The sequence below is a fragment of the Paenibacillus tyrphae genome, from assembly GCF_027925525.1.
Lineage (GTDB): Bacteria > Bacillota > Bacilli > Paenibacillales > NBRC-103111 > Paenibacillus_G > Paenibacillus_G tyrfis_B.
Window position 1 is genome coordinate 85,635 of the sequence record NZ_BSDJ01000002.1, and the last position, 26,841, is coordinate 112,475.

Annotated in this window: 6 protein-coding genes and 2 pseudogenes; 2 read left to right on the plus strand and 6 right to left on the minus strand. The window is 52.6% G+C overall.

Features of this window, described 5'->3' with window-relative positions; genetic code table 11:
• Nucleotides 1-193 precede the first annotated feature (193 nt).
• The 3 genes and pseudogenes from QMG93_RS02535 to QMG93_RS02545 form a co-directional block, all read right to left on the minus strand.
• Nucleotides 194-1,633, minus strand: a pseudogene (locus tag QMG93_RS02535) (flavin monoamine oxidase family protein).
• A gap of 249 nt (nt 1,634-1,882) precedes the next feature.
• Nucleotides 1,883-2,317, minus strand: coding sequence for a PaaI family thioesterase (locus QMG93_RS02540; protein ID WP_281933324.1), 435 nt, complete (start codon nt 2,315-2,317; stop codon nt 1,883-1,885).
• Nucleotides 2,314-3,255: a DMT family transporter gene (locus QMG93_RS02545; protein WP_281933325.1), complete on the minus strand. Its 942-nt coding sequence runs from the start codon at nt 3,253-3,255 to the stop codon at nt 2,314-2,316. Before QMG93_RS02545 ends, QMG93_RS02540 begins: the two co-directional genes overlap by 4 nt.
• A gap of 191 nt (nt 3,256-3,446) precedes the next feature.
• Here QMG93_RS02545 and QMG93_RS02550 point away from each other — a divergent pair, with 191 nt between their 5' ends.
• Entirely contained in the window at nt 3,447-4,883 is a 1,437-nt protein-coding gene (locus QMG93_RS02550) for a PLP-dependent aminotransferase family protein (protein WP_281933326.1), read from the plus strand.
• A 154-nt stretch (nt 4,884-5,037) separates the two neighbouring features.
• Here the strand turns inward: QMG93_RS02550 and QMG93_RS02555 are convergent, their stop codons facing one another.
• A complete protein-coding gene (locus QMG93_RS02555) occupies nt 5,038-5,868 on the minus strand; it encodes an arginase family protein (RefSeq protein ID WP_281933327.1) in 831 nt (276 codons plus the stop codon).
• A gap of 130 nt (nt 5,869-5,998) precedes the next feature.
• Between QMG93_RS02555 and QMG93_RS02560 the strand changes: the two genes are divergently transcribed.
• Nucleotides 5,999-6,340, plus strand: a complete 342-nt coding sequence (locus QMG93_RS02560) for a winged helix-turn-helix transcriptional regulator (protein ID WP_281933328.1) — start codon at nt 5,999-6,001, stop codon at nt 6,338-6,340.
• Between the two features lie 236 nt (nt 6,341-6,576).
• Here the strand turns inward: QMG93_RS02560 and QMG93_RS02565 are convergent.
• Together QMG93_RS02565 and QMG93_RS02570 are read right to left on the minus strand one after the other, a co-directional pair.
• Nucleotides 6,577-8,080 (minus strand): annotated as a pseudogene (locus tag QMG93_RS02565) (thiol-activated cytolysin family protein).
• Nucleotides 8,081-8,264: 184 nt separating this feature from the next.
• Nucleotides 8,265-26,822 carry a non-ribosomal peptide synthase/polyketide synthase gene (locus QMG93_RS02570; RefSeq protein ID WP_281933329.1) on the minus strand — a complete coding sequence of 6,186 codons (18,558 nt, stop codon included), beginning with the start codon at nt 26,820-26,822 and terminating at the stop codon, nt 8,265-8,267.
• Between the last annotated feature and the right edge of the window lie 19 nt (nt 26,823-26,841).

Sequence of the window (26,841 nt, forward strand, 5' to 3'; positions counted from 1 at the left end):
TTAAAACTATAAACCGTCATTATTTCTTTTGTCAATTTCATACTTATAAAGATGTTTCCCCCCGTCGTTTTGTACAGTGCAAATCAAGTAGGCCCATGAACTTTCGCAAAACAAAAAGATCCCCCAGCAGCCAAGCATAGGGGATCTCCATTTCAAGTCTCATCCTAGCGAATGGAATCGGGTTCACATAGCTCTACTGGGATCTTGGCAAATCACTTACTTTAACGGCAACCCGAATACCGGATTCAATTGCCCCTTGCATCCAGCCGTGGGTAAGGCTTGTATGTTCCCCGGCGAAGTGAACACGTCCTTCAGGCGTTGCGATAAATGGGTGCAGCTCCGTTTGTTGGCCCGGGTTGAACATTGCCCAATCTCCGCAAGTAAACGGGTTTTGGGCCCAACTATAGGAAATGCCTCTCACAAATTCTCGATAAACGACGTCCCCATGGATCGCTTTAAGGTTCATTAAGGCATACCGAATGCGCTCTTCGTTCGACAGACCGTCCCACGGCCTAACATCGTCCCCTAGCGTATAACTTGCCAACAGAACAGCCGGGCCCGGTTTGCCGATTCCATGGCTCGGATAATACGCGAACCGGATCGGCAGGTCCGTTATCGTTCTGCCCCCATATTGGCCGGCTCTTTCCCAGAACCTGCTTTTGAATTCCAACCCGATTTTGGTAGCGCTCGAATAGTGCAGCTCCCGAATTGCTTTCCACTTCTGGTGCGAGAATGAATGCCGGGGCTCTACTTCGACGAGTTTCAGAACTGTAAAAGGAATGGATACTATCGCAATGTCGCCTGATATGGAATATCGATCCGATGATTTTTCATCAATCCCTTGAATCGTCACGCCGTCCGAATGTTGAACAATCCTGGTCATTCTCCGCTGAAACATAATGTCTTCTTGTAATTTGGGAAGAAAGGCGCGCGGCAGCAGATCGCTGCCTCCTACAATCTCATAAAGGCGTTGCCGTAGTAATGGCATAACAAATCGCATAGTGCCCAAGAAAGACTGCTCCATCAATCCTTCTATACCAAGAAGTACTCCGATCATCTGGATGGCCCCTTCGGATAGTCCGACTCCGAAAGAATGAGGAAAATACTTCAAAAAAGTGTATAGCGAATAGCGATCGAGCTTCTTAACGATCAAAGGCCAATCTCGAACCGGATCTTAATTGATAATATCAAAGAAGGGCCGTACCGCCATATCGAGCAATTGTTGAGCAGTTTTTCCCTTTTCATGAGGGGCGACCGGGTAATGGAGAACATCCGGCCGATGAAGATAACTGGACAGTTTTGTTTTAATCCCGTTCACATAGATGATGTCACTTGGCGTTTCGTTAATAAACGGTTGAAGCGGCAGATTGAATTTCCGAATATACTCCATGACTAAATAGTGAGACTCGGGTATGCGCATGGCTCCTGCGTCCAAATACAATCCGTTCGTAAACGGGGCCCGTAAAGTGTAGACACGTCCTCCGACCCGGCTGCCCGCCTCCATGATTTTTACGTTATGCCCCGCATCCTTCAGCAGGGAAGCTGCGACAAGCCCTGCCATCCCTGCACCTACAATAATGATGTTTTTCGGAACGCTTGATTTTCGGAGACCGTGCCTGATAATTTCGATCATTTCGTTCGGGGAAAGTGAAGTTGAGATTGTTGATGATATGGTGAAGCACCTACTCTACCTTGATATGTAAGACGGAACGAATCTGAACGAATCCGCCGCTCTCGACATAATCGTTTATTCTCCCTTTTGATCCACGAACCAGGTATAGTTCCAGAATGTCCTGCGAATGCGATGGTACCACCTCAAACCATGTATATGAGGGGGCCGGCCATTTAAGAACCGCTTCGCTTGCGGGGCCGCTTTCGTCTCCTACCTGCCTTTCGCCTTATCGCCTCTTAATGTCATACAAGTGCTTGAGGCATGTGCGACGAGTTTACCGTTCTCGTCAGTAATATTGCACTGGACAAAACCGATAGTCTGTCCACACTTGTACAGCGTAGCATAGGCTATTATTTTGGCGTTCCACACAGGTCTAAAAAAGTTTACTTTCATCTCGATCGTAGTGAAGGTTTCGCCCTCTTGCAAGGAGGAACCGTAGGCAAGGCCCATGGCCATGTCGGCAAGAATGCCGATGATGCCGCCGTTGCATGTGCCTTGCGGATTCGCGTGTTGTTCCGAAGCCTGCATTTCATACGTGGCCTCGCCCTCTTCTATGCTAATTAATTTCAGTCCCATAAGGCGCTCAACGGGAGACTGCTCCAATTCTCCGTTCAGCACTTTCCGATAATACTCAAGAATGGTCATTTCGCATATTCACCTGCTTCTTTCCTCTGTCTCTGAATCAAATTATTCATCACCAGCGCGACGATCACGATGAGGGTCCCTGCCAACTGCAACCTACCGACTTCAACGCCCTGGAGGGCACTGATCGTGACTGTCGTAACAGGGACGATGTTCATAAATAGCATGCCGTTCTCCGGCTTCAAAATTTTATTGCCGACGTTCCATGTGAACACGGCAAGTACGCCTGCGATCAAAATCATATACAGCAGTTCCGACCCTGCGCTTCCAATCCTCTCCGCGCTTGGCATCGTCAAGGCTCCGAAAACCGTTGCCGACAGCACGATTAAAATATTCATCAAGGATCCGAAGCATGTTGTCAAAGCGGTGTAGCGAAGTGGCGACCAGCCTGCAAATTGACTAGCACCCATCGTATAAACGACCCAGCATAGAGCACCGAGCATAATCAGCAGACTGGCGCCAATGTGATCTTTGGTTTGAACGATTAAGGAGGGATCTCCATTCGTTATGACCAACAGTGCGCCTAAAAGCGCAATGAAAATTGAAATAAAAGTAGACAGCTTGGGTTTACTTTTATGCACAGCCCAATTTACGCACGTCGTCATTAGTGGCATTAACGCCATGATAACGGAGGCAATGATTGCGCCTGACGGTCCGCTGAGCTGTTGTCCGACAAAGGTAAGGAAGCCGAATCCCGAAAACCCTGCAGTGCCAAAAAATAGTAGCTTCCACGATTTCCCCTCCAATCGGAGAGCGTCCTTCCCTTCGAAAACGATCAGCAATCCGAGAAGAATGAGGCCAGCCCATATGTAGCGAATCGTTGTAAAATAGAACGGATCGAGAACCTTCAAAGCAACTTGCATGACGGGAAACATGCCTCCCCACGCCAGCACAGGAATCAAACAATAGGTGATACCCGTTAGTAAAGTGTTTCTGTTCATACTCAAAACCTTCTTTCTTGTGCTACGCGGATTTTCCGGCGGACTTGATCAGATCCTCCTTTTTTCCCATCATAACCGAAGGTGAATAGAACAGATCGAATGGACTAGAACAGAAGGCAGGAGTTTCCTGTATAATAGAGGCACGTGCGTAAGTGCTTATTTGCGGGATAATGGGCCTGGGGGCAAAACCTATGAAAAAAACAGTTGTTTCAAGCGGACATGCAGGCAAACGGTTTGAACAAATCTATGATTATATTCTGGATCGGATCCGTCGCGGTGAATGGAAGGCACATGAGAAGCTTCCCTCCATCCGCTCGCTGGCGACGGAATTCAATGTGCATCGACTGACGGTCTTTAAAGCCTATCAACTACTTAAAGAAAATCGGATCGTTGAAGCGAAGGACAAATCCGGCTATTATGTGAGACCGGACAGCAGTCTTCCTGTGGATTCGCTGCATGATCCGATCATTTCCGCTTACGTGCATGAAAGCCATCTTTCCGAAATCCATCAGGTGAAAGCCGAATATGTACTCTCAAAATCGCTTCTCGACCCGAACCTGCTCCCTAATCTTTATTTCTCGGAATATGTGAAGCAAGTGTTCGATTTGTATCCCAAAATGCTCGGCACCTACTTTACCGCGCAAGGAGACCAGGAGCTGCGGGAAGCGTTGTGTCGTTATTTTACCGATTGCCACCGGTTTCATTTGTCGGCAGATGAATTGTTGATCACTTGCGGATCACAGGAGGCCATGGATTTGGTGGCCAGAGCGCTGGTCAAGCCGAGAGATGCCGTTATGTTGGAGCGTCCTACCTACAGTACGGCGATTGACATTTTCAGAAGACAAGGCGCAACTATCGTTCCGGTCGAGATCCACCCGTACGGCTACGATCTGGAGCAGGTGGAGAAACTGATGCAAGTCTACAAGCCGCGGCTGTTTTATCTAAATCCCACCTTTCAAAGTCCAACAGGCTATATCGTACCCGCCGAACAAAGGAAAAGGCTCGTTGAGCTTGCCGAGCGGTATCAATGTCTGCTGCTAGAGGACGATCCTTACCGCGACATTTATTTTGGCGAAGAGCCCCCACTGCCTCTTTTTGCTTACGATACGGCTGGTTGGGTCATTTATCTTCGCAGCTTCAGCAAATATATCGCTCCCGGCCTCGGCATCGCCATCGTTGCTTGCCGCCTTTCCATCATGAACTACCTGATAAAAGCCAAAATGTTGTCGGACAGCGGGACACCCTTGGTGAATCAAAAAATATTTCTGCATTATTTTTTCTCTGAGCGGCTGCAGCAGCATATGGAGAAGCTTCGCATTGCACTTGCGGTCCGCAAGGATATCGTAGAACAGGAATTGTCCGCTACCGACTGGCAATGGAACTCCCCTGCAGGCGGATTCAACTTATGGGTGAAGCTGCCGGAAACGGTGGAGATTCAACGTCTGCTCAGTACATGCATCAAGCAATCGATCACCTTTGTGCCCGGAGCGATTTGCGATCCGCTCAAGGAGTACAAATCATGGATACGCCTCAGCTATTCCTATCTGAATGAGCAGCTATTGAGAGAAGGTATCCTGAAGCTTGTCGAATTGGTAGACGGGGGCAGTGGTTCATCTAAGAAACCATAACCATTTTCACGTTGAATGGTAGACTGCCCCATCGCAAATATGGGAGTTAGATTATGGAATATCATGTCCGAGCGATGCGTTGATAGCGCAAAAATACACCCACAATACGTGAGTGTATTTTAAATTCATTGTTCTATCTATAATTCTGTTTACCTTAATTATTTAAAATAGGTATTTCCCCAAGGAGATTCTTCAAGTGAATCGAATCCCACGGCAAATGCTCCGTTATTCCTAATCCAACCACATCTGTTTCTTCAGATAATTCTTTAATCAGATGAAGTAATTGAGGCATTTGCATGGTTCCCTCAGGAAATAAATTATAGGGTACTTCGGGGTTGGCGAATAATAAAGAACGAAATGCCTTTGGGTCAAGTACGTCTAAATCAAGGTGAATAGCCAGGTGTTTAATGCCACTTTCTTTAATCCATTTTTTTATAGATTCAGTACTATTCGTTAGCTCCTTGGTCCCGGCAGTTCGAATATCTAGTCTTTGAATCACTTCTGTTTCTGATTCTGTAGGAGCTGCTAATCCCGCGATAAAGACATTTTCCGGTTTTAGAGGAATTTTTACATGTTTAGCGAACTCCTCATCTCCTTCTCCCAAAAGATTCCCGAGAGGTAATGAATGTGCGTTATCATACCCAACATTTCGAACTAAATCAGCGTGAGCATCAATCCAAATTAAACCTAATTCCCCGCCGTATCGTTCATTTAAATAGGCAAATGGGGCTTGCTCGACCAAGCAGTCTCCACCAAACATTACAATGCGATCCGGCTTATGAGCGTTAATGATATGCTGAGCAGCCTCTAATTGTTCAAGCAGCTGTTTTCTCCCATTCAGACCGTTCTCGTTTTCAAGCGGAGTGCCATCATAAGCTTGAACTGGAACTTCAATAAGGGGTTGATCGTTGTCCGGAGCCAGCCAAGCAAGCAGTTCGGCTCCAAAAGAATAGTTTGGGTTGTTTCCCCCTTGCCATTGAGGCATTAAAAGGCGTATCGTTTTTAGTCATTTTTTCTCTCCTTTACTTCAAAGTAAGGCTAGTATAAACTGAGCACAAATAAAAAAGTAGTACGCACTTTATTGATAGGTACTACCCGAAAGGATAGTGGTAAACATGAGTATGGCTGAATATAAAGGTAAAGTTAAACATATTCAAGATACGCCTTTTGGTTATACAATTTCAGTGATTGGCAGTAAATGGAAAATGGTTATTATTTACCTCCTGGCAGAAAACCAACCGGTTCGTTTTAATGATCTGAAACGACAAATAGGAACCATTACTTTTAAAACATTGAGTTCACAACTAAAAGAACTCGAAGCGGATGGTCTGGTGAGACGGAAAGAGTATCCGCAAGTCCCCCCTAAAGTCGAGTACAGTCTCACACATAAAGCGGAAACTCTATTACCCGTTTTGGAACAGTTATGTGAGTGGGGAGTAAAAAACCAAAATAATTAAATCCGGGTACTCCTGTACGTGTAAAGCTTCTAAACCTCCAGCTTGTTGAAGAATGATAGATTTCATGAAATTGACCTCCTTGATTTGCATGCCAAAAGCACACACTTTAAGCAGTGGTGGAACGATTATCGTATCCAACAAAAAGCGGAAATGATTTTTGAATTTTATCATCAACACGAAGCATTGTTATACAAAAAAAATCTCCCCATAAGGAATGGGAAGATTTTCAGAAATGACTAGTGACTAATGGACGCTGTCGGATATAAGGTTGTTCCTCCGATCGAAGCTTTTATATTGCTGGATAACGGAACGTTCGTTTCATCTATAATGGTTCTCCACCAGTCCCAGGCAAGACCTGTACATTCTTTTGCGAAGATTTTGATGTTCTTGGAGTTAGGCGGAAGCGGAATCTCTGTCGAGAAATGCGCTGTCTTATCTCGACCGCTTCCTTCCCAAGTTTTATGTGTAACGAGCTCTTCGCCATTGGCATCAAATGTAAATTCGTCCCAAGACACTTCAAACTGAGCTACATAGGCGCCTCGATGATCAAGCGTTATTTTACCTTTAGTGAATTCTGTCGTTTTCGTCTCGATATATTCCGTGTTGTTGCGAACAGCGGCAACTGAATTATCTTTCAAAAAGACGCTTGTATACGAAATGGGGTAAGCCGGATTCTTGGTGCTAAATTGCGCATTGTCTTTAATTATATTTTGGATGACATTGAAGTCTTTCGTGACGATCTGATTATGCGTCTGTGCATCGCCGCCTAATACCACAGCAGTAAACGAACTGTTTTCATAAATATCTTTGTACTGTCCGCTAGCTTGGATACCGGCATTCTGGAGCAATGCTTTAAATGCAGCTTGCACGTCACTGCTCTTCGAGGTTGTCTCCAATTTCACGTAAATCGTTCTGCCATAAGCTACGTTGGATACCATAAGCGGCGGAGCCTCTTTGCTTACCCCTTTACGGAGCAATTCGGCAAACGTCACACTATTATCAAAAAGGTCTCGATGGATTGTTAGGAAGAGCTGCACTCACGGTATAAAAGATTTGCTTATAAGCAGCTACCATCACTTTTTTCTCGCCGCTTGCGACCGCATTAAAGTCGATTCCGAGCGTATTGTTCAGCACTTGAGCATTCACATTAAGCGCGCTGGAAATTTGATTTTTGCTGTATACCATAGATTCTGCATACTGTAACCTTGCAGGCAATGTATGAGTGCCCGAATACTTCTCAACCCAAGTCGACACTAACTGATCAACGGCACCGGAAACACTGCTGTACGTTGGATTTGAAACCGTAATTGTATTTTCACTCTTTAACCCAGGCAAATCAATGCTGATATTCAAAGGTTTTCTTGGGCTCATAATCAGGTCAGGCTGATTATCCGAAAAAGCCCGATTGGCAAGCTGTATTGCGCCCGGATAAGTGCGACTCGTCATCGAATCAATAATGGATATATCTACCGGCGAGGTTGCGAGCGATTTTTTCTCACGTTCGACCACGATAAATTTACCATTGGATAGGAGACCTTCTTTGGGCACAAAACTACTGATTTGATCGCCTTTTACAGCTAACACTTCATTACGATCATAATTTAGGCTTGCGATCCCGGTATCAGTATCATTCAGTTCGTTTGTTGCAGCGAAGGAAATACTTGAATAAGTAAACATATTTAAACTAATGAACAAACTTACGAGCACTTTTGTTGCTTTAACATGTTTTGAAATCTTCATAAAGATCCCCCTCCTTTTTTTGTAAAATAATTGCACTTCTATTAACTGTATCGGTATTTTGGTATAAAATTATTAGAATCCAAATTTCCCTCTACCTGCGTTCCTTTTTCGAAAATAAAGAAGACTGCCGAGAAAATCTCGACAGTCCGGGATGGCTTCGGTTGAAGCCCAAGTTTGATGCAGATCAGTTTCCATGCAGTACCTCTTGAGATTGCTTGATCCGTTCCGCAATTTGATCAAGGATACGCAAAATGAGTTTTGTCGTAGAGTCAATATATTCGGGCTCAAGCAGCTGATCATGATCGCCAGCGAGCTTATACTGCGCGTAGTCTTGCCGGGCTGCGCTGTTCCATGACACCCCTTGCTCTAAGCGGATAGCTTCGGTGTCCTCCGCTACCAAATCGTGAACGGTGGCAAGAACAGTGCCCGTATTGACCAATTGAGCTTCATACGTCAAGGTCGACCGCACTTTGAGTGCGATCCGTTCTCGAATCGCGGGGTTGTCCATCAGTTCTTTTTCCGTAGCCATCAAATATTTTATCGTCTCTTCAATATTGCTTTCTGCGGTATCCGCAGGTTTCGGGGCATGCTTCTTCAAAGAATCCACCATGATTAAATCCGATACCGGGTACCCTCGCTTTTCCATCGCTTTGGCTACTTCAAACATCATATTTCCGCCGATGCAATACCCCATAAATACATAAGGCTCCTGTTTTTGTACGCGAAGGACCTCGTCCACATAACAATCGATCATGTCCTCGTAGCTTGGGCTATCGTCGATGAAATCGATACTATATACCACGAATCGGTTGTCCAGCCTTTCCGCTAATCCCTGGTAGACTATTCCGAAGCCGGGTCCCGGAGGGAAGCAAAATACGTTCAACTCTCCCTGCTGATTCAGCTTAACGAAATGATTGGAGTTATTCTCAAACCCGGATTCCCAATTGGCATTCGCCATCGCTTCGACAGAGGTATATTCGTACCCTTTATGAAGAGGGATTTCTACTCCCGTTTCATCATGGATTCGTTGAATTAAACGAATTAAGCTGATGGAGTTTCCGCCGAGTTCGAAGAAATTGTCCTTCACGCCGATCCTCTTAAGTCCAAGCACATCCTGCCAAATTTGGACCAGCTTCGTTTCCAGCAGTGTACGCGGCGCGACATATTCCGCTTCGCTATGGACGCCTGCTTCCGGGGCGGGCAGCGCTTTACGGTTGATTTTACCATTCGGCGTCAGCGGCATCTGCGGGAGCTGTACGAAATACGCCGGTATCATATAGTCCGGCAGCTCGAGCGACAGCGTCTTCTTCAGTTCGGCCGCGGAAATATCGGTTTGCGCTACATAATAGGCGCAAAGCTGCTCCAGGCCGCTTGCATCCGCGAACGCGATGACAATGGCTTCTTGTACGGAAGCGACTTTTGCAAGCTGAGCTTCCACTTCACCAAGCTCGATCCGGTAACCGCGAATTTTCACTTGATGATCGATGCGGCCCACATATTCGATGTTACCGTCCGGCAGCCATCTGGCCAAATCGCCTGTCCGGTACAGCCTCTCCCCAGGCGTGAAGGGATAGTTCACGAACTTCTCTGCGGTCAGCTCGGGACGGTTCAAATAGCCTCTGGCTAATCCTACGCCTGCAATGCACAATTCCCCGGCCACTCCTATCGGCTGTAATCGATGGTACGAATCTACAATATAGATCCGATGGTTCTGAATAGGCTTGCCGATCGGAACCAATTTTCGGTCAAGATCGTTCGTTGACGCCGCCCAAATCGAGGTAACAATCGAAGCTTCCGTTGGCCCGTAAGCGTTGAAATACGACACTTTGCCTTTCCATTGTTTAACGGATTCAACAGTTACGGCGGAGCCGCCGGTAATCAGCTTTTTGAGGCTCGTCATGCGATCAAGATTCAAGGATGCCGCATACGTCGGCGGTAAGATGGCTGCCGTAATTTCATTGTCGTTCATGAATTTCTCAAATACGCGATAATCCTGAATTGTCTCTTTGGTCGGGATATACAAGGCGCTCCCAAAACATAAAGCCTTAAGAATTTCCCAGCAGGATGCGTCGAACGATAGGCTGGCAAATTGTACGATTCGGTCCTCTTTCGTCATGTGCAGGGTATCCGCAAACATGAGCTTCAAGCTGCACAGCCCGCGATGCTCGACCATGACCCCTTTGGGTTTGCCCGTTGTCCCTGACGTATAGATCACGTAGGCTAGGTCGTTCGGTCCGGAGACCGGCTCCAGATTCGAGCCGTCCTTGCTGTACGACTGCTCTTCATCCACCGCCAAAAATTTCCCTTCAAACGATACGCGCTGACGCAAATGACGCTGACCTACCAGCACTTGTGCTCCCGAATCCTCCAGCATATACCGGATTCGCTCTTCCGGATATTGCGGATCGATCGGGATGTAGGCCCCGCCCGCCTTCATAATGGCAAGCACACCGACGATCATCTCTAGCGAACGCTCGGCCATCAGACCTACCAACTGGTCCGTCTGAACTCCCGCATCTCGCAAGGTACGCGCCAGCCGGTTCGCATTTTCGTTCAGTTCCCCGTACGTAAGCCGTGCTGTTTCAAATACGACCGCTACCGCGTCAGGATTCCGCCATGCCTGCTCTTCGAACATTCCGTGAATCGTCTGATCCCGCGGATACTCCGTCGCCGTATTGTTGAAGGTGTCCAAAATTTCCGTTTTTTCCGCCGCGGTGATGAGTTCCAGAGCGCCTACGGGAGCCTGCGGGTCGGCACTAACCTGCTCAAGCACATGGATGAAATGTCCCATCAATCGCTCCATCACGGACCTTTCATACACAAGCGTATTGAAATCGAAACGAATCACAAGTTCGTCTACCGGCATAACGGTCAAAGTAAAATCGTAGCTTGTCTGCTCCTCGATATCCACATCCGTAACCTTAAGCTTTCCGTCGTCGCCTTCGCCCGCTTGTTCGATTTGTTCGCCTAAAGGGTAGTTCTCGAAGGCCATAATATGGTTGATCAAATCTTGCTTTTGGGCGGTTTGTGCCTGAATATCGTACAACGGGTAGTAATCATAGCGTCCAGATTCCAAAGCCGATTCCTGCAGCCGTTTCATGACGTCGGCAAAGCTCGTGTCCACCTCGCAAGTAACGCGAACAGGTATCGTGTTAATGAAGAGGCCGATCATGTCTTCGATTCCCGGAATTTCAGCGGGCCTTCCCGAGACGACGCTGCCGAACACCACGTCGCCGGTTCCGTTATATTTTTGCAAAATAACGCCCCAAGCCGCTTGGATCAACGTGTTGACGGTGACCTGGAGCTGGTTGGCAACCTGACTCATCCGTCCGCTCAAGCTATTGCCCAAATGGCGAACAATGTGATCCCCTTCGTACACCTCACTGCGCTGGTGCTGCTTTCCTTGAGGCAGCATGGTTTGACCTTCGTACTCTGCCAAATAGCCGGACCAATAGCGGGATGCCGCTTCTTTATCCTGCCTCTCCAGCCACTCGATAAATTGGCCGTACGCCGGGGCATCCGGCCATGCAGGCCGCTCATTCCGCACATAAGCTGCATGCGTATCAAAAATCTCATTGGCGATTAAAGCCAAGCACCAGCCGTCAAGCAGAATATGGTGAAAGGTCCAGAGGACGAGGTGGCTCTGTTCCTGCGTCCGAATCACTTTGACTCGCATCAGGGCGTCCTGCTCCAGATCAAAGCCCCGTACTTTGTCATCGTTCTTCAGCTTGTCGATGCACGCCTTCCGCTCCTGGTCCTCTAACCGGCTCAGATCCTCGTAAGTAAACTCAATCGGCTTGTCACGATATACGATTTGCAGCAGATCCCCTTTCCAACCGTTATAAAAGTTGGTGCGCAGTACAACATGACGCGAGGTCAAGTCGTTCCAGCTTCGGGCGAACAACTCCATATTCAGATCCCCTTGCAAGGCCAACATCGCTTGCTCAACATACGCGCCGCCATGTCGGTTCAGGGTGTTGTGGAACCACATCCCTTTCTGCATCGGCGTAAGCGTGTAAATGTTCTCGATCTCCCCGATGTGGCGGGTGCGTTCCTCAATCTGCTCCAGTTCGGCTATGCTTAATCCCTTGAATTGAACATCGCTCGGCGTCAACTCCGTCCGTACCTTCGACGTGCAATGGGCAACGATTTCCCGCAGACTGTCCTGCAGCCATGCAGCCAACTTCCCGATCGTCTCCCTGCGGTATTCCTTCCGGCTGTAACTCAGTTCAAGCGACAATACGCCGTCCGATATCATACCATTGATGTCCAGAGCGAAACTGCGCGTTTGCTTATCGCTTGATGACTTTCCGCCCGAATACGCCGATATCCCTACATCGCTATTTTGCAAATCCTGATCGAATTGCCCCAAATAGTTGAAGCTGATTTCCGGTTCCGGGCTCCATAAGGTATCGTCCGGATTTTCGCACATATACCGGCATATACCGTATCCGATTCCCTTTTTGGGAATTTGACGCAAGCTTTCTTTCACTTTCTTGATGTGATACGACAAGTTTTTGCCAGGCTCCAGCTCAAGCACGACCGGATATTTGCTTGTAAACCAGCCTACGGTGCGCGTGATATCGATATCCTCCATAATGGGCTCTCGTCCATGCCCTTCCATATTCACCAGAAGGCGGTCGTGGCCGCACCATTTCTGCAAAGCCATGCCCAATGCCGTTAGCAAAATGTCGTTGATCTCGGTGTTATATGCCCGATGGGCTCCCTTCAGCAGCAGCTCCGTTTCCCCACGGTTCCACTGGACCACTATCGTTTCGCTATCCCGCTCCAAGGAGCTTGCCGCCTGCTTGTCCTTGGGCAGCCGCGATACCGCCGTTTGCGCTATGCGCTGCCAATACGCCCGCTCGTTCTCGATAGCCGGGCTTTGCGCGTAGGCGGCAAGCCGCTCGGACCAAGACCGGAAAGCATCGGTCTTCGCCGGAAGGCGAATCGCTTCTCCCTTCGCGGCTTGCTCGTAGCCGAGCGCGATATCTTCAAGGATGATCCGCCACGATACGCCGTCCACAACGGCATGATGTATGACGATCAGCAGATGATCGCCGTCCGAGCAATGGAACAACCCCGCTTTTACCAAAGGTCCGGCTTCAAGATCAATGCCGCTCTGAATTTCGTTGGATTTTGCTTCAACTGCTTGATCGGGCGCCTGGATTCCTCTGAAATCGGCTACCTCCAGACTGTACGTCTCACCTTCCCCGATAGCCCGGTTCCATGCCGTATATCCGTTATCGGACCTGCGGAATACGATACGCAGCGCATCGTGATGCTCCGTGATCTTCTGCAGCACTTGGCGAATGGCTGCCTCGTCGAACCCTTCCTTCCGGTACAGCATGACGGATTGGTTAAAGTGATGCAGATCGTCCCACTGCTGCCCGAAAAACCAGCGTTGGATCGGAGTCAGCCCCGCTTCCCCGGTGACCTCGCCCTGATCGGCTCTTCGGCCGGCCTCCCGGATATGCGGACTTAACTGGGCAATGGTCGGATATTTAAACAAATCCCGAATCTCCAGCTTGTAGCCGGCTTGATGCAAACGGGACGAAACCTGAATCGACTTGATGGAGTCTCCGCCCAGCTCGAAGAAGTGGTCCGACGCTCCCACGCGCTCTACCCCCAGCACCGCTTGCCATACGGCGGCCAACGCCTGCTCTTGTTCGGTCCGCGGAGCGATATACTCCGCCTTCGTAAGCATACCGCCTTCCGGAGCGGGCAGCGCCTTGCGGTCGATCTTCCCGTTCGGTGTCAGCGGCATTCGCTGCAAGGGCACGAAATGCGACGGGATCATATAGTTCGGCAGCTTTTGCGATAACGCGGCTCTCAATTCGCTCGCCGACAGCTCCAGGTTCGGCACGAAGTAGGCACACAGCTGTTTATGTCCGCTTTCGTCTTCACGCGCGATGACTGTGGCTTCTTGAACGGACGAGAGTTTTAAAAGCTGCTCTTCGATCTCGCCCAGCTCGATCCGGTAGCCGCGGATTTTCACCTGCTCGTCCATCCGGCCTTTATATTCCAGCGTTCCGTCTGGCAGCCACCTGGCCAGATCTCCCGTCCGGTAACAGCGCCGGCCTGGGCAGAAGGGGCGTTCCACAAATTTCTCCGCCGTCAGTTCCGGCTGGTTCAAATAGCCCCGCGCGATGCCGTCTCCGCCTACGAGCAGTTCGCCCCATACTCCGACAGGCAGCAGGTTCAGTGCGCTGTCGACGATGTGCGCCGTAGAGTTGCTGATCGGCTTGCCGATCGGCACCGCCTCCTGCTGCTCGCCGACAATAGCATACGTAGTGGAAAACGTCGTATTTTCCGTCGGTCCGTACCCGTTGATGATGCGCAGTTCCGGATGCTCGCGCTGAACCCGGTTAATGTGGGGGACCGACAGCACGTCGCCTCCGACGATTAAGGTTTTCAATCCGGCGAACATTCCGCTGTCTTGCTGGGAAAGCTGGTTGAACAAAGGCGACGTCAGCCACATCGTGTTAATGTCATACCGCTCAATCGCATGCTTCAAGCTAGAGGCGTCCAGAATCGTTTCGCTCGGCACGACGCACAATCTTCCGCCGTTCAGCAGGACGCCCCAGATCTCGAAGGTCGATGCGTCGAACACGACCGCTCCCGTTTGCAAAATACGGGTTTGTTCGTTCAGCTCCACATAATTCGTATTTTTGACCAGCCGTACGACATTGCGGTGTTCGACCATAACCCCCTTGGGCTTGCCCGTCGTTCCCGACGTGTAAATGACATACGCCAGATCATTCGGCCCGGCGACCTCCTCCAAGGCCGACCCGTCTTCGCTGTAGGAACGTTCGTCGTCCAACTCGACAAGTTTGCCGGCGAACGGAGCCCGGTCTCGCAAATGTGTTTGGACGAGCAGCAGCTCTGCGCCCGAATCCTCCAGCATAAAGCGAATGCGTTCCTCCGGATAATCCGGATCGATCGGGACATAGGCGCCTCCGGCTTTCAAGACCGCTATCATTCCAACGATCATGTCGAGCGAACGTTCGGCCATCAGTCCGATCGTTTGGTCCGGCTTCACTTCCGCTTCTCTCAAGGTGCGAGCCAAACGGTTCGCCCGTTCGTTCAACTCGCGATACGTCAGCTGCCTGCCTTCGAATACGACAGCCGGATGGTCGGGGGTGCGCTCCGCCTGCTCCTCGAACAGCCGATGAATCGTTTTCTCCGAAGGATACGCGGCTGCCGTAGCGTTGAATACATGCTGTATCCGCTCCTTCTCCTCCGCCGTCATGATGTCAAGCGAAGCTAGCGGCGCTTCCGGAGCCTGCACAATCGCCGCAAGCAATTGCCCGAAATGTTTCGCCATGCGTTCGACCGTTTCTAGCTTGTACAAGGAGGTCGCATACTCCAGGCTTACTTCCAACCCCCCGCTGCCTTCGGTGACGTTCATGCTCAGATCGAATTTTGCGATGGTATGCTCGTCCGGATACGGGGACATCCGGAGCCCTTCGAACTGAAGCTCCTCCATCTCTTGATCCGGCAATGCAAACAGCGTATCAAACAGCGGGTTGCGGCTTAAGTCGCGGGCAGCCTGCGACTTCTCCACCAGCTCTTCAAACGGATAATTCTGATGTTCGTAGGCTTCGAGCATCGTTTCCTTCACTTCGGCCAGGAAGGAGCGGAACGTCTTCTTCCCGTCCGGGCAGCTGCGGATCGCCAGCGTATTGACAAACATCCCGATTAGCGGCTGCAGATCGCCGTGGGTTCTTCCGGCAATCGGCGTACCGACAACAATGTCCTGCTGACCCGTATATTTTTGCAGCAGCACCGTATACGCTGCCAGCAGCACCATGAACAGCGTCGCCCCGCTTTCAGCTGCAATCCGCTGCAATCCTTCGCCGAGCTTCGGATCCAGCTGGTGCTGGAGCAGGTTTCCGTCGAACTTCCGCACGGCTGGTCGAGGAAAATCCGTCGGCATTTCCAGCACCGGCAGTTCGCCGCGGAACCTGTCAAGCCAGTACGCTTCTTGGCGCTTGATCAGTTCCTGCTGCGCTTCCGACTGCTGCCATGCGGCGTAGTCCTTGTATTGAATGCGCAGCGGCTCCAGCTCCTCCCCGCCGTACAAACGAACGAATTCTTCGACCAAGATGTCCATCGAGATGCCGTCCGAAATAATATGATGCATGTCGAACATCAGAATATGGCGCTGTTCCGCCAGCTCAGCCAAACCTACGCGCAGCAGCGGAGGCTTCGCCAGATCAAACGCATGCACGAATTCACGGACGACTTCTGCCGCTTCCCGATCGCTTGCTTGCACATATTCCACGGTAAAGTCCGCTTCCCGGGAGACCCGCTGCATAGGCTCGCCGTTTACCATCTCGAAGCCGGTGCGCAGCGTTTCGTGGCGCTCGACCAGCCTGCGGAATGCTTCTTCGATCCGCTCCCGGTCCAGCGCTCCTTCCAGCAGCATGGCTCCCGGCATGTTGTAGCTTTGCTCCGCCCCTTCGAGCTGGTGCAGGATGTACAGACGCTTCTGCGCGGAAGATAGCGGGTAATACTCTTTTTCCTCGATTTTCGGGATGGAGACGAATCGATGTTCCCCCATCCGGGAAATCGCTTGGGCCATCTCTTCAACCGTCGTGTAACGGAACACGTCCCGCAGCGGGAGCTCGACATTCATCTCCTTATGCACCTTGCCGGCCAGCGTCGTCGCCCGCAACGAATGTCCGCCGAGATCGAAGAAGTTATCCTTCACCCCAACCTTCTCCAATCCGAGTACTTCCTGCCAGATGCGAACCAGCTTTGCTTCCAGCGGGGTCCGCGGCGCCGTGAATTCCGAGCCGCCGTTTCCGTTTCCTTCCGGTGCGGGCAGCGCCTTGCGATCGATCTTCCCGTTCGGCGTCAACGGGAGCCGTTCCATTTGTACGAAGTACGACGGAATCATGTAGCCCGGAAGCTCTTGCGACAGCGCGCTGCGCAGCCCGTTGGCCTGATGCTCGCCGTCCGCCGTGAAGTACGCGCACAGCGCCTTCTGGCCGTTTCCGTCCTCCCGGACGACGACCACCGCTTCCCGCACGCCTTTGACTTTCAGCAGCTGCGACTCCACTTCGCCGATCTCGATCCGGTACCCGCGGATTTTCGCCTGATGGTCGATCCGCCCGATAAAGTCCACGTTGCCGTCCGCCATCCAGCGCGCAAGGTCGCCTGTACGGTACAGCCGCTCCCCGGGGACGAACGGGCTGTCCACGAACTTTTCTTCCGTCAGCTCCGTGCGATTTAAATACCCACGGGCCACGCCAACGCCGCCGATGCACAGCTCGCCCAAGATGCCGATGGGCACCGGCTTCAACTGCGCGTCCACGATGTAGAACCGAGCGTTCAGCCACGCTTTGCCGATCGGCACATTCCCTGTCATCGGCAGCTTCTCCAGCGGCTCGTCGTAGAAGCTCGAATCGATTGCCGCCTCCGTTACGCCGTACGCGTTGATGATTCTAAACTGTGAGCCGTACCGCTCTTGCAACAGCCGGTAGTCGGCCACGCTGCAGCTGTCCGAGCTTGTGATCAGCAGCCGCATCGAGCTCATGTCCAGCCCCTGCTCCGCGACATAGTCCATGAACGGAACGATCAGGGCCGGCGTCGATTCGAAAATCGTGATCTGTCCGTCGCGAATCCAGCTGTACAAACGAGCCGGATCGATCCGATCGTCCTTCGGACAGATGACCATCGTGCCACCGTTATACAGCGTCCGGGCAATATCCCCGACGAACACGTCGAAGGAGAAGCTCGCCAATTGCAGCAGCCGCACCGGGGACTGGTCCAACCGGTATTCCCGGCGGTAAGCCGCCGCCGTATTGACTAAACTGCGGTGCTCGATCATGACACCCTTCGGCCGACCCGTCGTACCCGATGTGTAGATCACGTACGCCAGATCGTGCGGCTCGCTCGTATCATGCACGTTCGCCGCATTTTCGACATACGACCGCTCATCGTCCAAGCACAACACGGTATGCAGCGCCTGGCCCTCCTCCAGCCACGCTTGCACGCGCGCTCTCAGATGGGTTTGCGTCAGCAGCACCGACGCCCCGCTGTCCTCCAGCATAAAACCGATCCGGTCGGACGGATAATCCGGATCAAGCGGCACATATGCGCCTCCCGCCTTCCAGACCCCTATCACTCCAACCAACAGGTCCACCGAACGGTCGGCAAGGATGCCGACGATCGATTCCCTTCCGATACCGGCCGAACGCAGCGTGCTCGCCAGCCGATTCGCGCGATCGTTCAGCTCCCGGTACGTCAACTGCTTGTCCTCGTACCTTACCGCCGCCGCTTCCGGGGTCCGCAACGCCTGTTCCTCGAACAGCCGGTGGAACGTCTTCTCCGGCGGCTGCTCCGGGATCGCCGGGTTGAACACGCGCTGAAGCTGTTCTTTCTCTTCCGCCGTCAGCATGTCCAGCTCCGCAATTTTCGCTTCCGGATGGCTGACAATCGCCTCGACCAATTGCTCGAAGTGCTTCGCCAGACGTTCTATCGTCTCTTGCTTATACAAGGCCGTCGCATATTCTAAAGTGTATTCCAGACTGCCATTGTTTTCGGTCACATCCAAGCTCAGGTCGAATTTCGACATCCCGTAGTCGCTTGGATAAGATGTCAGCTGAAGTCCTTCCAGCTGGAATTCCTTGCCTTCCGTGTTTTGCAGCGTAAACATCGTGTCAAAGAGCGGATTGCGGCTTAAATCCCGCACAACCTGTACTTTCTCGACCAATTCTTCAAACGGATAGTCCTGATGTTCATAAGCGTTCAAGGTCGCTTCCTTGACTTCTTCCAGATACGTCAGGAACGTCTTCTCGCCGGTTGGGGAATTGCGGATCGCCAGCGTGTTGACGAACATCCCGATGATCGGCTGCAGATCACCGTGAGTTCTTCCTGCAATCGGCGTACCTACAATCACATCTTGTTGTCCCGTATATTTATGCAGGAGCACCGTATACGCCGCCAGCAGCACCATGTACAGCGTCGAGCCGCTTTCGGCCGCGAGCCGCTTTAAGCCTTCGCTCTTCTGCGCGTTCATAAAAAATTGAAGCGTATGCCCTTCGTAGCGCTGCATGGCCGGACGCGCATAGTCCGTCGGCATTTCCAGCACCGGCTGCTCCCCTTGGTACACATCCAGCCAGTAGGCTTCCTGCCGTTTCATCCGCTCCTTCTGCGTTTCGGACTGCTGCCATACCGCATAGTCCTTGTACTGAATGCGCAGCGGCTTCAACTCTTCTCCGTCGTACAAGCGGACAAACTCTTCCACGAGAACGTCCATCGAGACTCCGTCGGAAATAATATGATGCATGTCGAACATCAGAATATGGCGTTCTTCCGCCAGCTCGACCATGCCCACCCGCAGCAGCGGCGGCTTCGCCAGATCAAACGTGCGCGCGAAATGCCGCACGATTTCCGCCGCTTCTTCCTCGCTCGCCCGAACATATTCCACAGCAAAGTCTACTTCCGGATAAATCCGCTGGACCGCTTCGCCGCTTACCATCTCAAAGGCGGTGCGCAGCGTTTCGTGGCGCGCGATCAGCCCGCGAAACGCCTCTTCAAGCCGCTTCCGGTCCAGCGCTCCTTCGAGCAGCACCGCTCCCGGCATGTTATAGCTTTGCTCCGCCCCTTCCAGCTGATGCAGGATATACAGCCGCTTCTGCGCCGAAGACAGAGGGTAGTACGCTCTTTCCTCCGCCGCCGGGATCGCGGTAAACGACCGCTCTTCCATCATAGCCACGGCTTGGGCCATTTCTTCAATCGTCGTGTAGCGGAATACGTCCCGCAGCGGGAATTGGACATTCAGCTCCTTGTGCAGCTTGCTCACCAGCGTCGTCGCCCGAAGCGAATGTCCTCCGAGCTCGAAAAAGTTATCTTTGACACCGACTTTCTCCAATCCGAGCACTTCCTGCCAGATGGCGGCCAATTTCGCTTCCAGCGGCGTACGCGGCGCCGTATACTCCATTTCCGTGTGCAAGCTTTCTTCAGGTGCGGGCAGTGCCCTGCGGTCAACCTTCCCGTTGGGCGTCAACGGCAGCCGTTCCATTTGCATAAAGTATGACGGAATCATGTAGGCCGGCAGCTCCCGGGCCAGCACGCTTTTCAGGTCGCCCGGCTGAAGCTCGCTGTCGGCCACATAGTACGCGCACAGCTGCTTTTCGCCGTAGGCGGTTTCCCGTACCACGACCGTCGCCGTTTGGATGGACTCGATTTTCGACAGATGCGACTCGATCTCGCCGAGCTCGATCCGGAAGCCACGGATTTTCACCTGATCGTCGATCCGCCCCACGTATTCGATCGTGCCGTCCGGCAGCCATCTTGCCAGATCTCCTGTCCGGTACATCCGCTCTCCGGCTGCAAACGGATTATCTACGAACTTCTCCGCCGTCAGCTCCGAACGGTTTAAATACCCGCGAACCAGGCCCTCGCCGCCAATGCACAGCTCCCCGGCGACTCCGACCGGCTGCAGCTTATCGTTTCCATCCACGATATAGATCGCGGTGTTGCTGATCGGGCGTCCGATCGGAACGTTGACGGCATCCGGCTTCAGTTCGTCTATCACATAATAAGTGGCATAAACCGTGCTCTCCGACGGGCCGTAGGCATGGATAAGCTTTCCCGGTCCGATGTGCTGCAGGGCTCTGCGAACATGACTGACCGAAACACGTTCTCCTCCGAACAAAATGGCCCGCATATAGCGCATGCAGTTCACGTTGACATCCACGAGAACGTTAAAGAAAGCCGTGGTAATGAGCATGACCGAAATTTGCTGCCCTTCGATCAATTCGGCCAATTTCGCGATCTCCAGCATCGTTTCCCGCGGGATCAGGACGAGCCTCGCTCCGTTGGTTAACGCGCCGAATATATCGAAGATCGAGCCGTCGAACGAGTAACTCGACAGCTGCAGCACCCGGTCCTGCTCGGTAATGTCGATATAATTCGTATTGCGGACGATCCGGACGATGTTCCGGTGTGCCGCCAAATTTCCTTTCGGTTTGCCGGTCGTTCCCGACGTGTAAATCACACACGCCAAGTCGGCTGCTCCGCTACTTCGCTCCAAATTCGACCCGTCTGTATGGTAAACCTGCTCGTCATCCAAATCCAAGACGGCCAAGCCTTCCCGAACCGGGACCCGCTCATGCAGATGCCGCTGCGTTAGCAGTGCGCACGCTCCCGAATCCTCGAGCATATACCGGATGCGCTCTTCCGGATATTCCGGATCGATCGGCGCATAAGCCGCCCCCGACTTCAGAATCGCCAGAATGCCTACAATCATATCCAGGGAGCGTTCCGTCATCATCCCGACCACGCGGTCCTTGTCCGCTCCGTGAGCCTGCAGCGTTCTTGCCAGCCGGTTTGCCCGTTCGTTCAGCTCGCGGTAGGTCCACTGCTCGTTCTCAAAGACCACCGCCACCGCTTCCGGAATACGCTCCGCCTGTTCCTCGACCAATTGATGAAGCGTCTTCTCCCGCGGAAATTCGGTTGTGGTATCGTTGAACCGCTTCAGAATCTCGGCTTTTTCGTCGGCTGTGGTCAGCTCCAGATCTTTCACGGCGATTCGGGGATTGGCCACGATCTGTTCAAGCACATGAACCAGATGCCCTCTCAACCGCTCAATACTCTCCCGATCAAACACATGGGCATTGTAGCCTAAGTGAATCTTCATCGTTTCTCCGGGAATAACCGTCACGTTAAAGTCATAGTTCGTTTGTTCCGCCATGTCCACATCCGTGATCGCCAGACCGTCGCTGCTGCCGCCCCCCGCTTGCTCGATCTGCTCGTCCATCGGGTAATTCTCAAAGACGATAATGTGGTTGATCAGATTCTGCTTCTGCTCGCTCCGGGCTTGAATCTCATACAGCGGATAGTAGTCGTAGCGGCCGGATTCCAGTGCTTGTTCCTGCAGCCTTCCCATCACGTCGGCAAAGCTCGCGTCCGCCTCGCAGGCGACGCGGATCGGGATCGTGTTAATAAACAGCCCGATCATCCGTTCGATTCCTGGGATTTCCGCTGGTCTTCCTGATACGACGCTGCCGAACACCGCATCGCCGGTTCCGTTATACTTCTGCAGCATAATGCCCCAAGCTGCCTGCAGCAGCGTATTCATCGTAACCTGATGCTGCTTCGCCACCTGGTCCATCCGTTCGCTCAAGGCCCGGCCCAGCTCGCACACGATTTCCTCAGGGACATACTCCCCGCTCGGAGCATCCGTTTTCCGTTGCGGCAGCACGATCTGCCCTTCATATCCGGCCAAATACCGGGACCAGTAAGCGGCTGCCGCCTTCTCGTCCTGGTTTTCCAGCCACTCGATATACTGCCCGTACGCCGGTACCGCGGTCTGCTCGGGCTGCTCGTTCCGAACATAAACAGCGTAGGTATCGAACAATTCCTGGGTCAGCTGCGGCAGGCACCAGCCGTCCATCAGAATATGCTGGAAGCTCCAAAGCACGTGGTACTTCTCTTTTTCCGTGCGCATCACGATTACCCGTACCAGCGCATCCCGCTCCAAGTCGAATCCTCGGAGCTTATCCTCTTTGGCCATCTTCTCCATATATGCGGTACGCTCGGCTTCCGGCAGATGGCGCAGATCTTCATAAGCAAATTCGATCGGCTTGTCGTGGTACACAATCTGCAGAAGCTCCCCCTTCCAGCTGTGGAAGTTCGTCCGCAGCACGACATGACGCGCAGCCAGCTCCGCCCAGCTTTGGGCAAACAGTTCCACATCCAGTTTGCCGGACAAGTTAAACCGGGCTTGTTCGAAATACGCCCCCGTCTTCCGGTCCATCGCGCTGTGGAACCACATCCCCTTCTGCATCGGCGTTAGAGCGTAGATGTTCTCCATCTCCCCGATGTGCCGCGTATGCTCTGCAAGCTGCTCCAGCTCGGATACGCTTAATCCCTTGTACCGAACATCGCTCGGGGTCAATTCCGTCCGCTCTTTCCCCGTACAATGAGCGATGATCTTCTGCAGGCTCTCCTGCAGTCCCATGGCCAATTGCTCCATTGTCTCTTTGTTGTATTCCTTCCGGCTGTAGCTCAAGTCAAACGATAACGAGCCGTTCAAGATCATCCCGTTGATTTCCAGCGAGAAGCTTCTTGCCTGCCGCTCGCTTGCCGCCATGCCGCTCGAATACGGGGAGAGTCCCATTTCATGATGTTCCAGGTTCTGGTCAAACTGTCCCAAATAGTTAAATACGATTTCCGGTTCGGCTCCCCAACCGGAATCGTCCGCATGGCCGGACAAGTACCGGCATACGCCGTAGCCGATCCCTTTATTCGGAACTTGACGAAGGTGCTCTTTGACCGTTTTGATCTGATGCGATAACGCTTTTCCCCGCTCCAGTTCAAGCACAACCGGAAACTTGCTCGTAAACCAGCCCACCGTGCGCGTGATGTCGATATCGGGCAAAATGGACTCCCGTCCATGGCCTTCCAGACTCACTGGCACGCGGTCGTGGCCGCTCCACTTTTGCACGGCCAGCCCCAGCGCGGTTAACAGGATGTCGTTCATTTCGGTGTTATACGCCCGGTGAACCCGTTTCAACAATTGCTCCGTTTCCGCCTGACTGATCTGGATGACCATCGATTCGCTGTCCCGCTGAAGCGATTCGTCCAGTGCCCGCCTGTCTTTCGGCAGCAGCGGCAGCGGCGTTTGCGCAACCTGTTGCCAGTAGGCCCGCTCCTTCTCCATAGCCGGACTTTGCGCATACGCAATGAGTTGCTCCGACCAGGTACGGTAAGCGTCCGTTTTCGCCGGAAAACGAAGCTCTTCCCCCTTCGCAATCTGCTCGAAGCCGAGCGCGATATCTTCCATCAAGATCCGCCAGGACACGCCGTCCACGACGCCGTGATGGATCGCGATCAGCAAGTGATCCCCATCCGGGCATTGGAATAACCCCGCTCTCACAAGCGGACCCGTCTCCAGATTTATACTGCTTTGAATCTCGCTCGCTTTGGCCTCGACCGCTTGGGCGCATGCCGCTAAATTCTTGAAATCGATCACTTCCAGGCCGTACGGCTCCCCTTCTGCGATTCCCCGGTTCCATGCCGCATAGCCGTTCTCCGTCTTGCGGAATACCATCCGCAGCGCATCGTGATGCTCCGTGATTTTCCGCAGCACCGTGTGAACCGCCGCTTCGTCGAATCCTTCCTTCCGGTACAGCATGACGGCTTGATTGAAGTGATGCGGGTCCGCCCACTGCTGCTCGAAAAACCAGCGCTGGATCGGAGTCAGCTCAACCTCTCCGGTTACCTCGCCTTGGTTAACCGTGCGCGTAATCGGCCGGATATGCGGGCTAAGCTGCGCAATGGTCGGATATTTGAACAAGTCCCGGATTTCCAGCTTGTAGCCGGCCTGATGCAGCCGAGCGGAAACCTGAATCGACTTAATGGAATCGCCGCCTAGCTCGAAGAACGGGTCCGTCACCCCGACACGCTCGACGCCTAGCACTGCCTGCCACACGTCGGCAAGAGCTTTCTCCGCCTCGTTCCGGGGCGCTACATATTCTCTGCCGGCAAGCCCATGGCCTTCCGGAGCAGGTAGCGCTTTACGGTCGATTTTCCCGTTTGGCGTCAGCGGCATCTGCGAGAGCTGCACAAAATGTGACGGGAGCATATACCCCGGCAGTTCCTTGGACAGTGCTTCCCTCAACTCGCCCGCCGTTAGCGATTGATCCGCCACAAAGTAAGCGCACAGCTGATTTTGTCCGCTTGCGTCTTCGCGCGCGATGACGATCGCTTCTTGAACGGACGCGATCTTCAGGAACTGCTCCTCGATCTCGCCAGTCTCAATACGGTAGCCACGGATTTTGACCTGGTGGTCGATCCGGCCCATGTATTCGATGTTGCCGTCAGGCAGCCAGCGGGCCAAATCGCCCGTCCGGTACATCCGCTCGCCCGGCGAAAACGGATTGTCCACGAATTTCTCGGCGGTCAGCTCCGGTCGGTTCAAGTAGCCTCTCGTCAGGCCCACTCCCGCGATGCACAGTTCCCCGGCTACGCCAACCGGCAGCAGCGCACGATGCGAATCTATAATATAAATCCGGTGATTCCGGATCGGACGGCCGATCGGAACCAATTGGTTGATATCGTTGTTTGCAGGCGTCCAAATGGTCGTACAAATCGAATCCTCGGTTGGACCGTACGCATTGAAATAATTCACTTTGTCTTTCCACTGCTGAACAAGCTCCAGCGAGGCGGCAGAGCCCCCCGTGATCAATTTCTTCAGGCTCGGTATACGGTTCGGATTCAGGTATGTCGCATACGTCGGCGGTAAAATAGCCGTTGTAATCCCATGATCGTTAATAAAGCTTTCAAATAATCGATGATCCAAAATCGTCTCTGCCGTCGGGATATATAACGCTGCTCCGAAAAACAACGCTTTAACCATTTCCCAGCACGACGCGTCGAACGACAAGCTGGCGAATTGGATCACCCGGTCTTGATCGTTCATTCTCAGCGTTTCCGCGAACACCGTTTTCAGGCTGCATAGCCCGTGATGCTCCACCAAGACCCCTTTGGGCTTGCCCGTCGTTCCCGACGTGTAGATCACATAGGCCAGATCGTTCGGCCCAACGGCGTGCTCCGGATTCGAGCCGTCTTCGCTGTAGGCCTCTTCGTCGTCCAGCGCGATCACATTTCCGGCGAACGGTACGCGCTCCAGCAGACGACGCCGCGTCAGCAGCAGCTGCGCCTCCGAATCCTCCAGCATATAACGGATGCGTTCTTCCGGATACTCCGGATCAATCGGCACGTACGCGCCTCCGGCTTTCAAGATCCCCAGAATCCCGACGATCATCTCGAGCGAACGGCCGACCATAAGCCCGACCAGCTTGTCCCGGCCCACGCCCCCGGCTCTCAGCGTCCGAGCCAACCGGTTCGCTCGCTCGTTCAGCTCCCGGTATGTCAACCGTTCGTTCTCGAATACTACGGCGACATGATCCGGGGTGCGTTCCGCCTGCTCCTCGATCAGCCGATGAATCGTCTTCCCCCGCTCATAATCCGTCTCCGTATCGTTGAACGTCTGAAGCAGTTGCCTTTTCTCCGGCTCGGTCAGCATGTCCGCATGACGAATGGCGAGCTCCGGCTGGAACAGCACGACGGAAAGCAGCTGATCCAGATGGGTAATGGCACGAGCCATAAATTCTTCGTGATATAAGTTTTCGTTATAGTTCAGCTCACAGCGAACCGAATCGTTGTCCAACCCGAATTGAAAGACGCAATCCGCTACGACGCTTTGACTGATATCTTCCATATGCAACCCGTTCAAGGTCACAAGCGTGTTAATAACAGGAACGCCATCCGCATACTGCAGCTGCAGCCTTTCTGTCATCAGGCGAAACGGAATATTCTGATGCCGGATGACTTCCGAAAGGGATGATGTTAATTCGGTTATCAACGATCTGAAGGTAGACTCCGCCCCAAGCGTATTCCGGAGAAGAACCACGTGGTTGACAGGCCGCCGCGACTCGTTCGTGCTCTTAACGATCGGCATACCCAGCAATAGATTCGGTTCGTTCGTATATTTATAAAGCAAGCATTGCACGCCTGCCAATAAGATTGTAAATGCAGCCAAGGGAGATCCTTTGCTCATCTGAATGACCCGCCGCGCCACATGGGCGGACAACATGCCGCCAGCCGAACAAGCTTTAGAAGCGCTTAGGGTTGGGGTCTTGGTATACGGCAGCTTGGCAAACGTATCCTCTTCTCCGCTAAGCTTTGCGTTCCAAAAAAGGGACTCTTTTTCAAAATCCATTCTCGATCTCTCCTCTGTA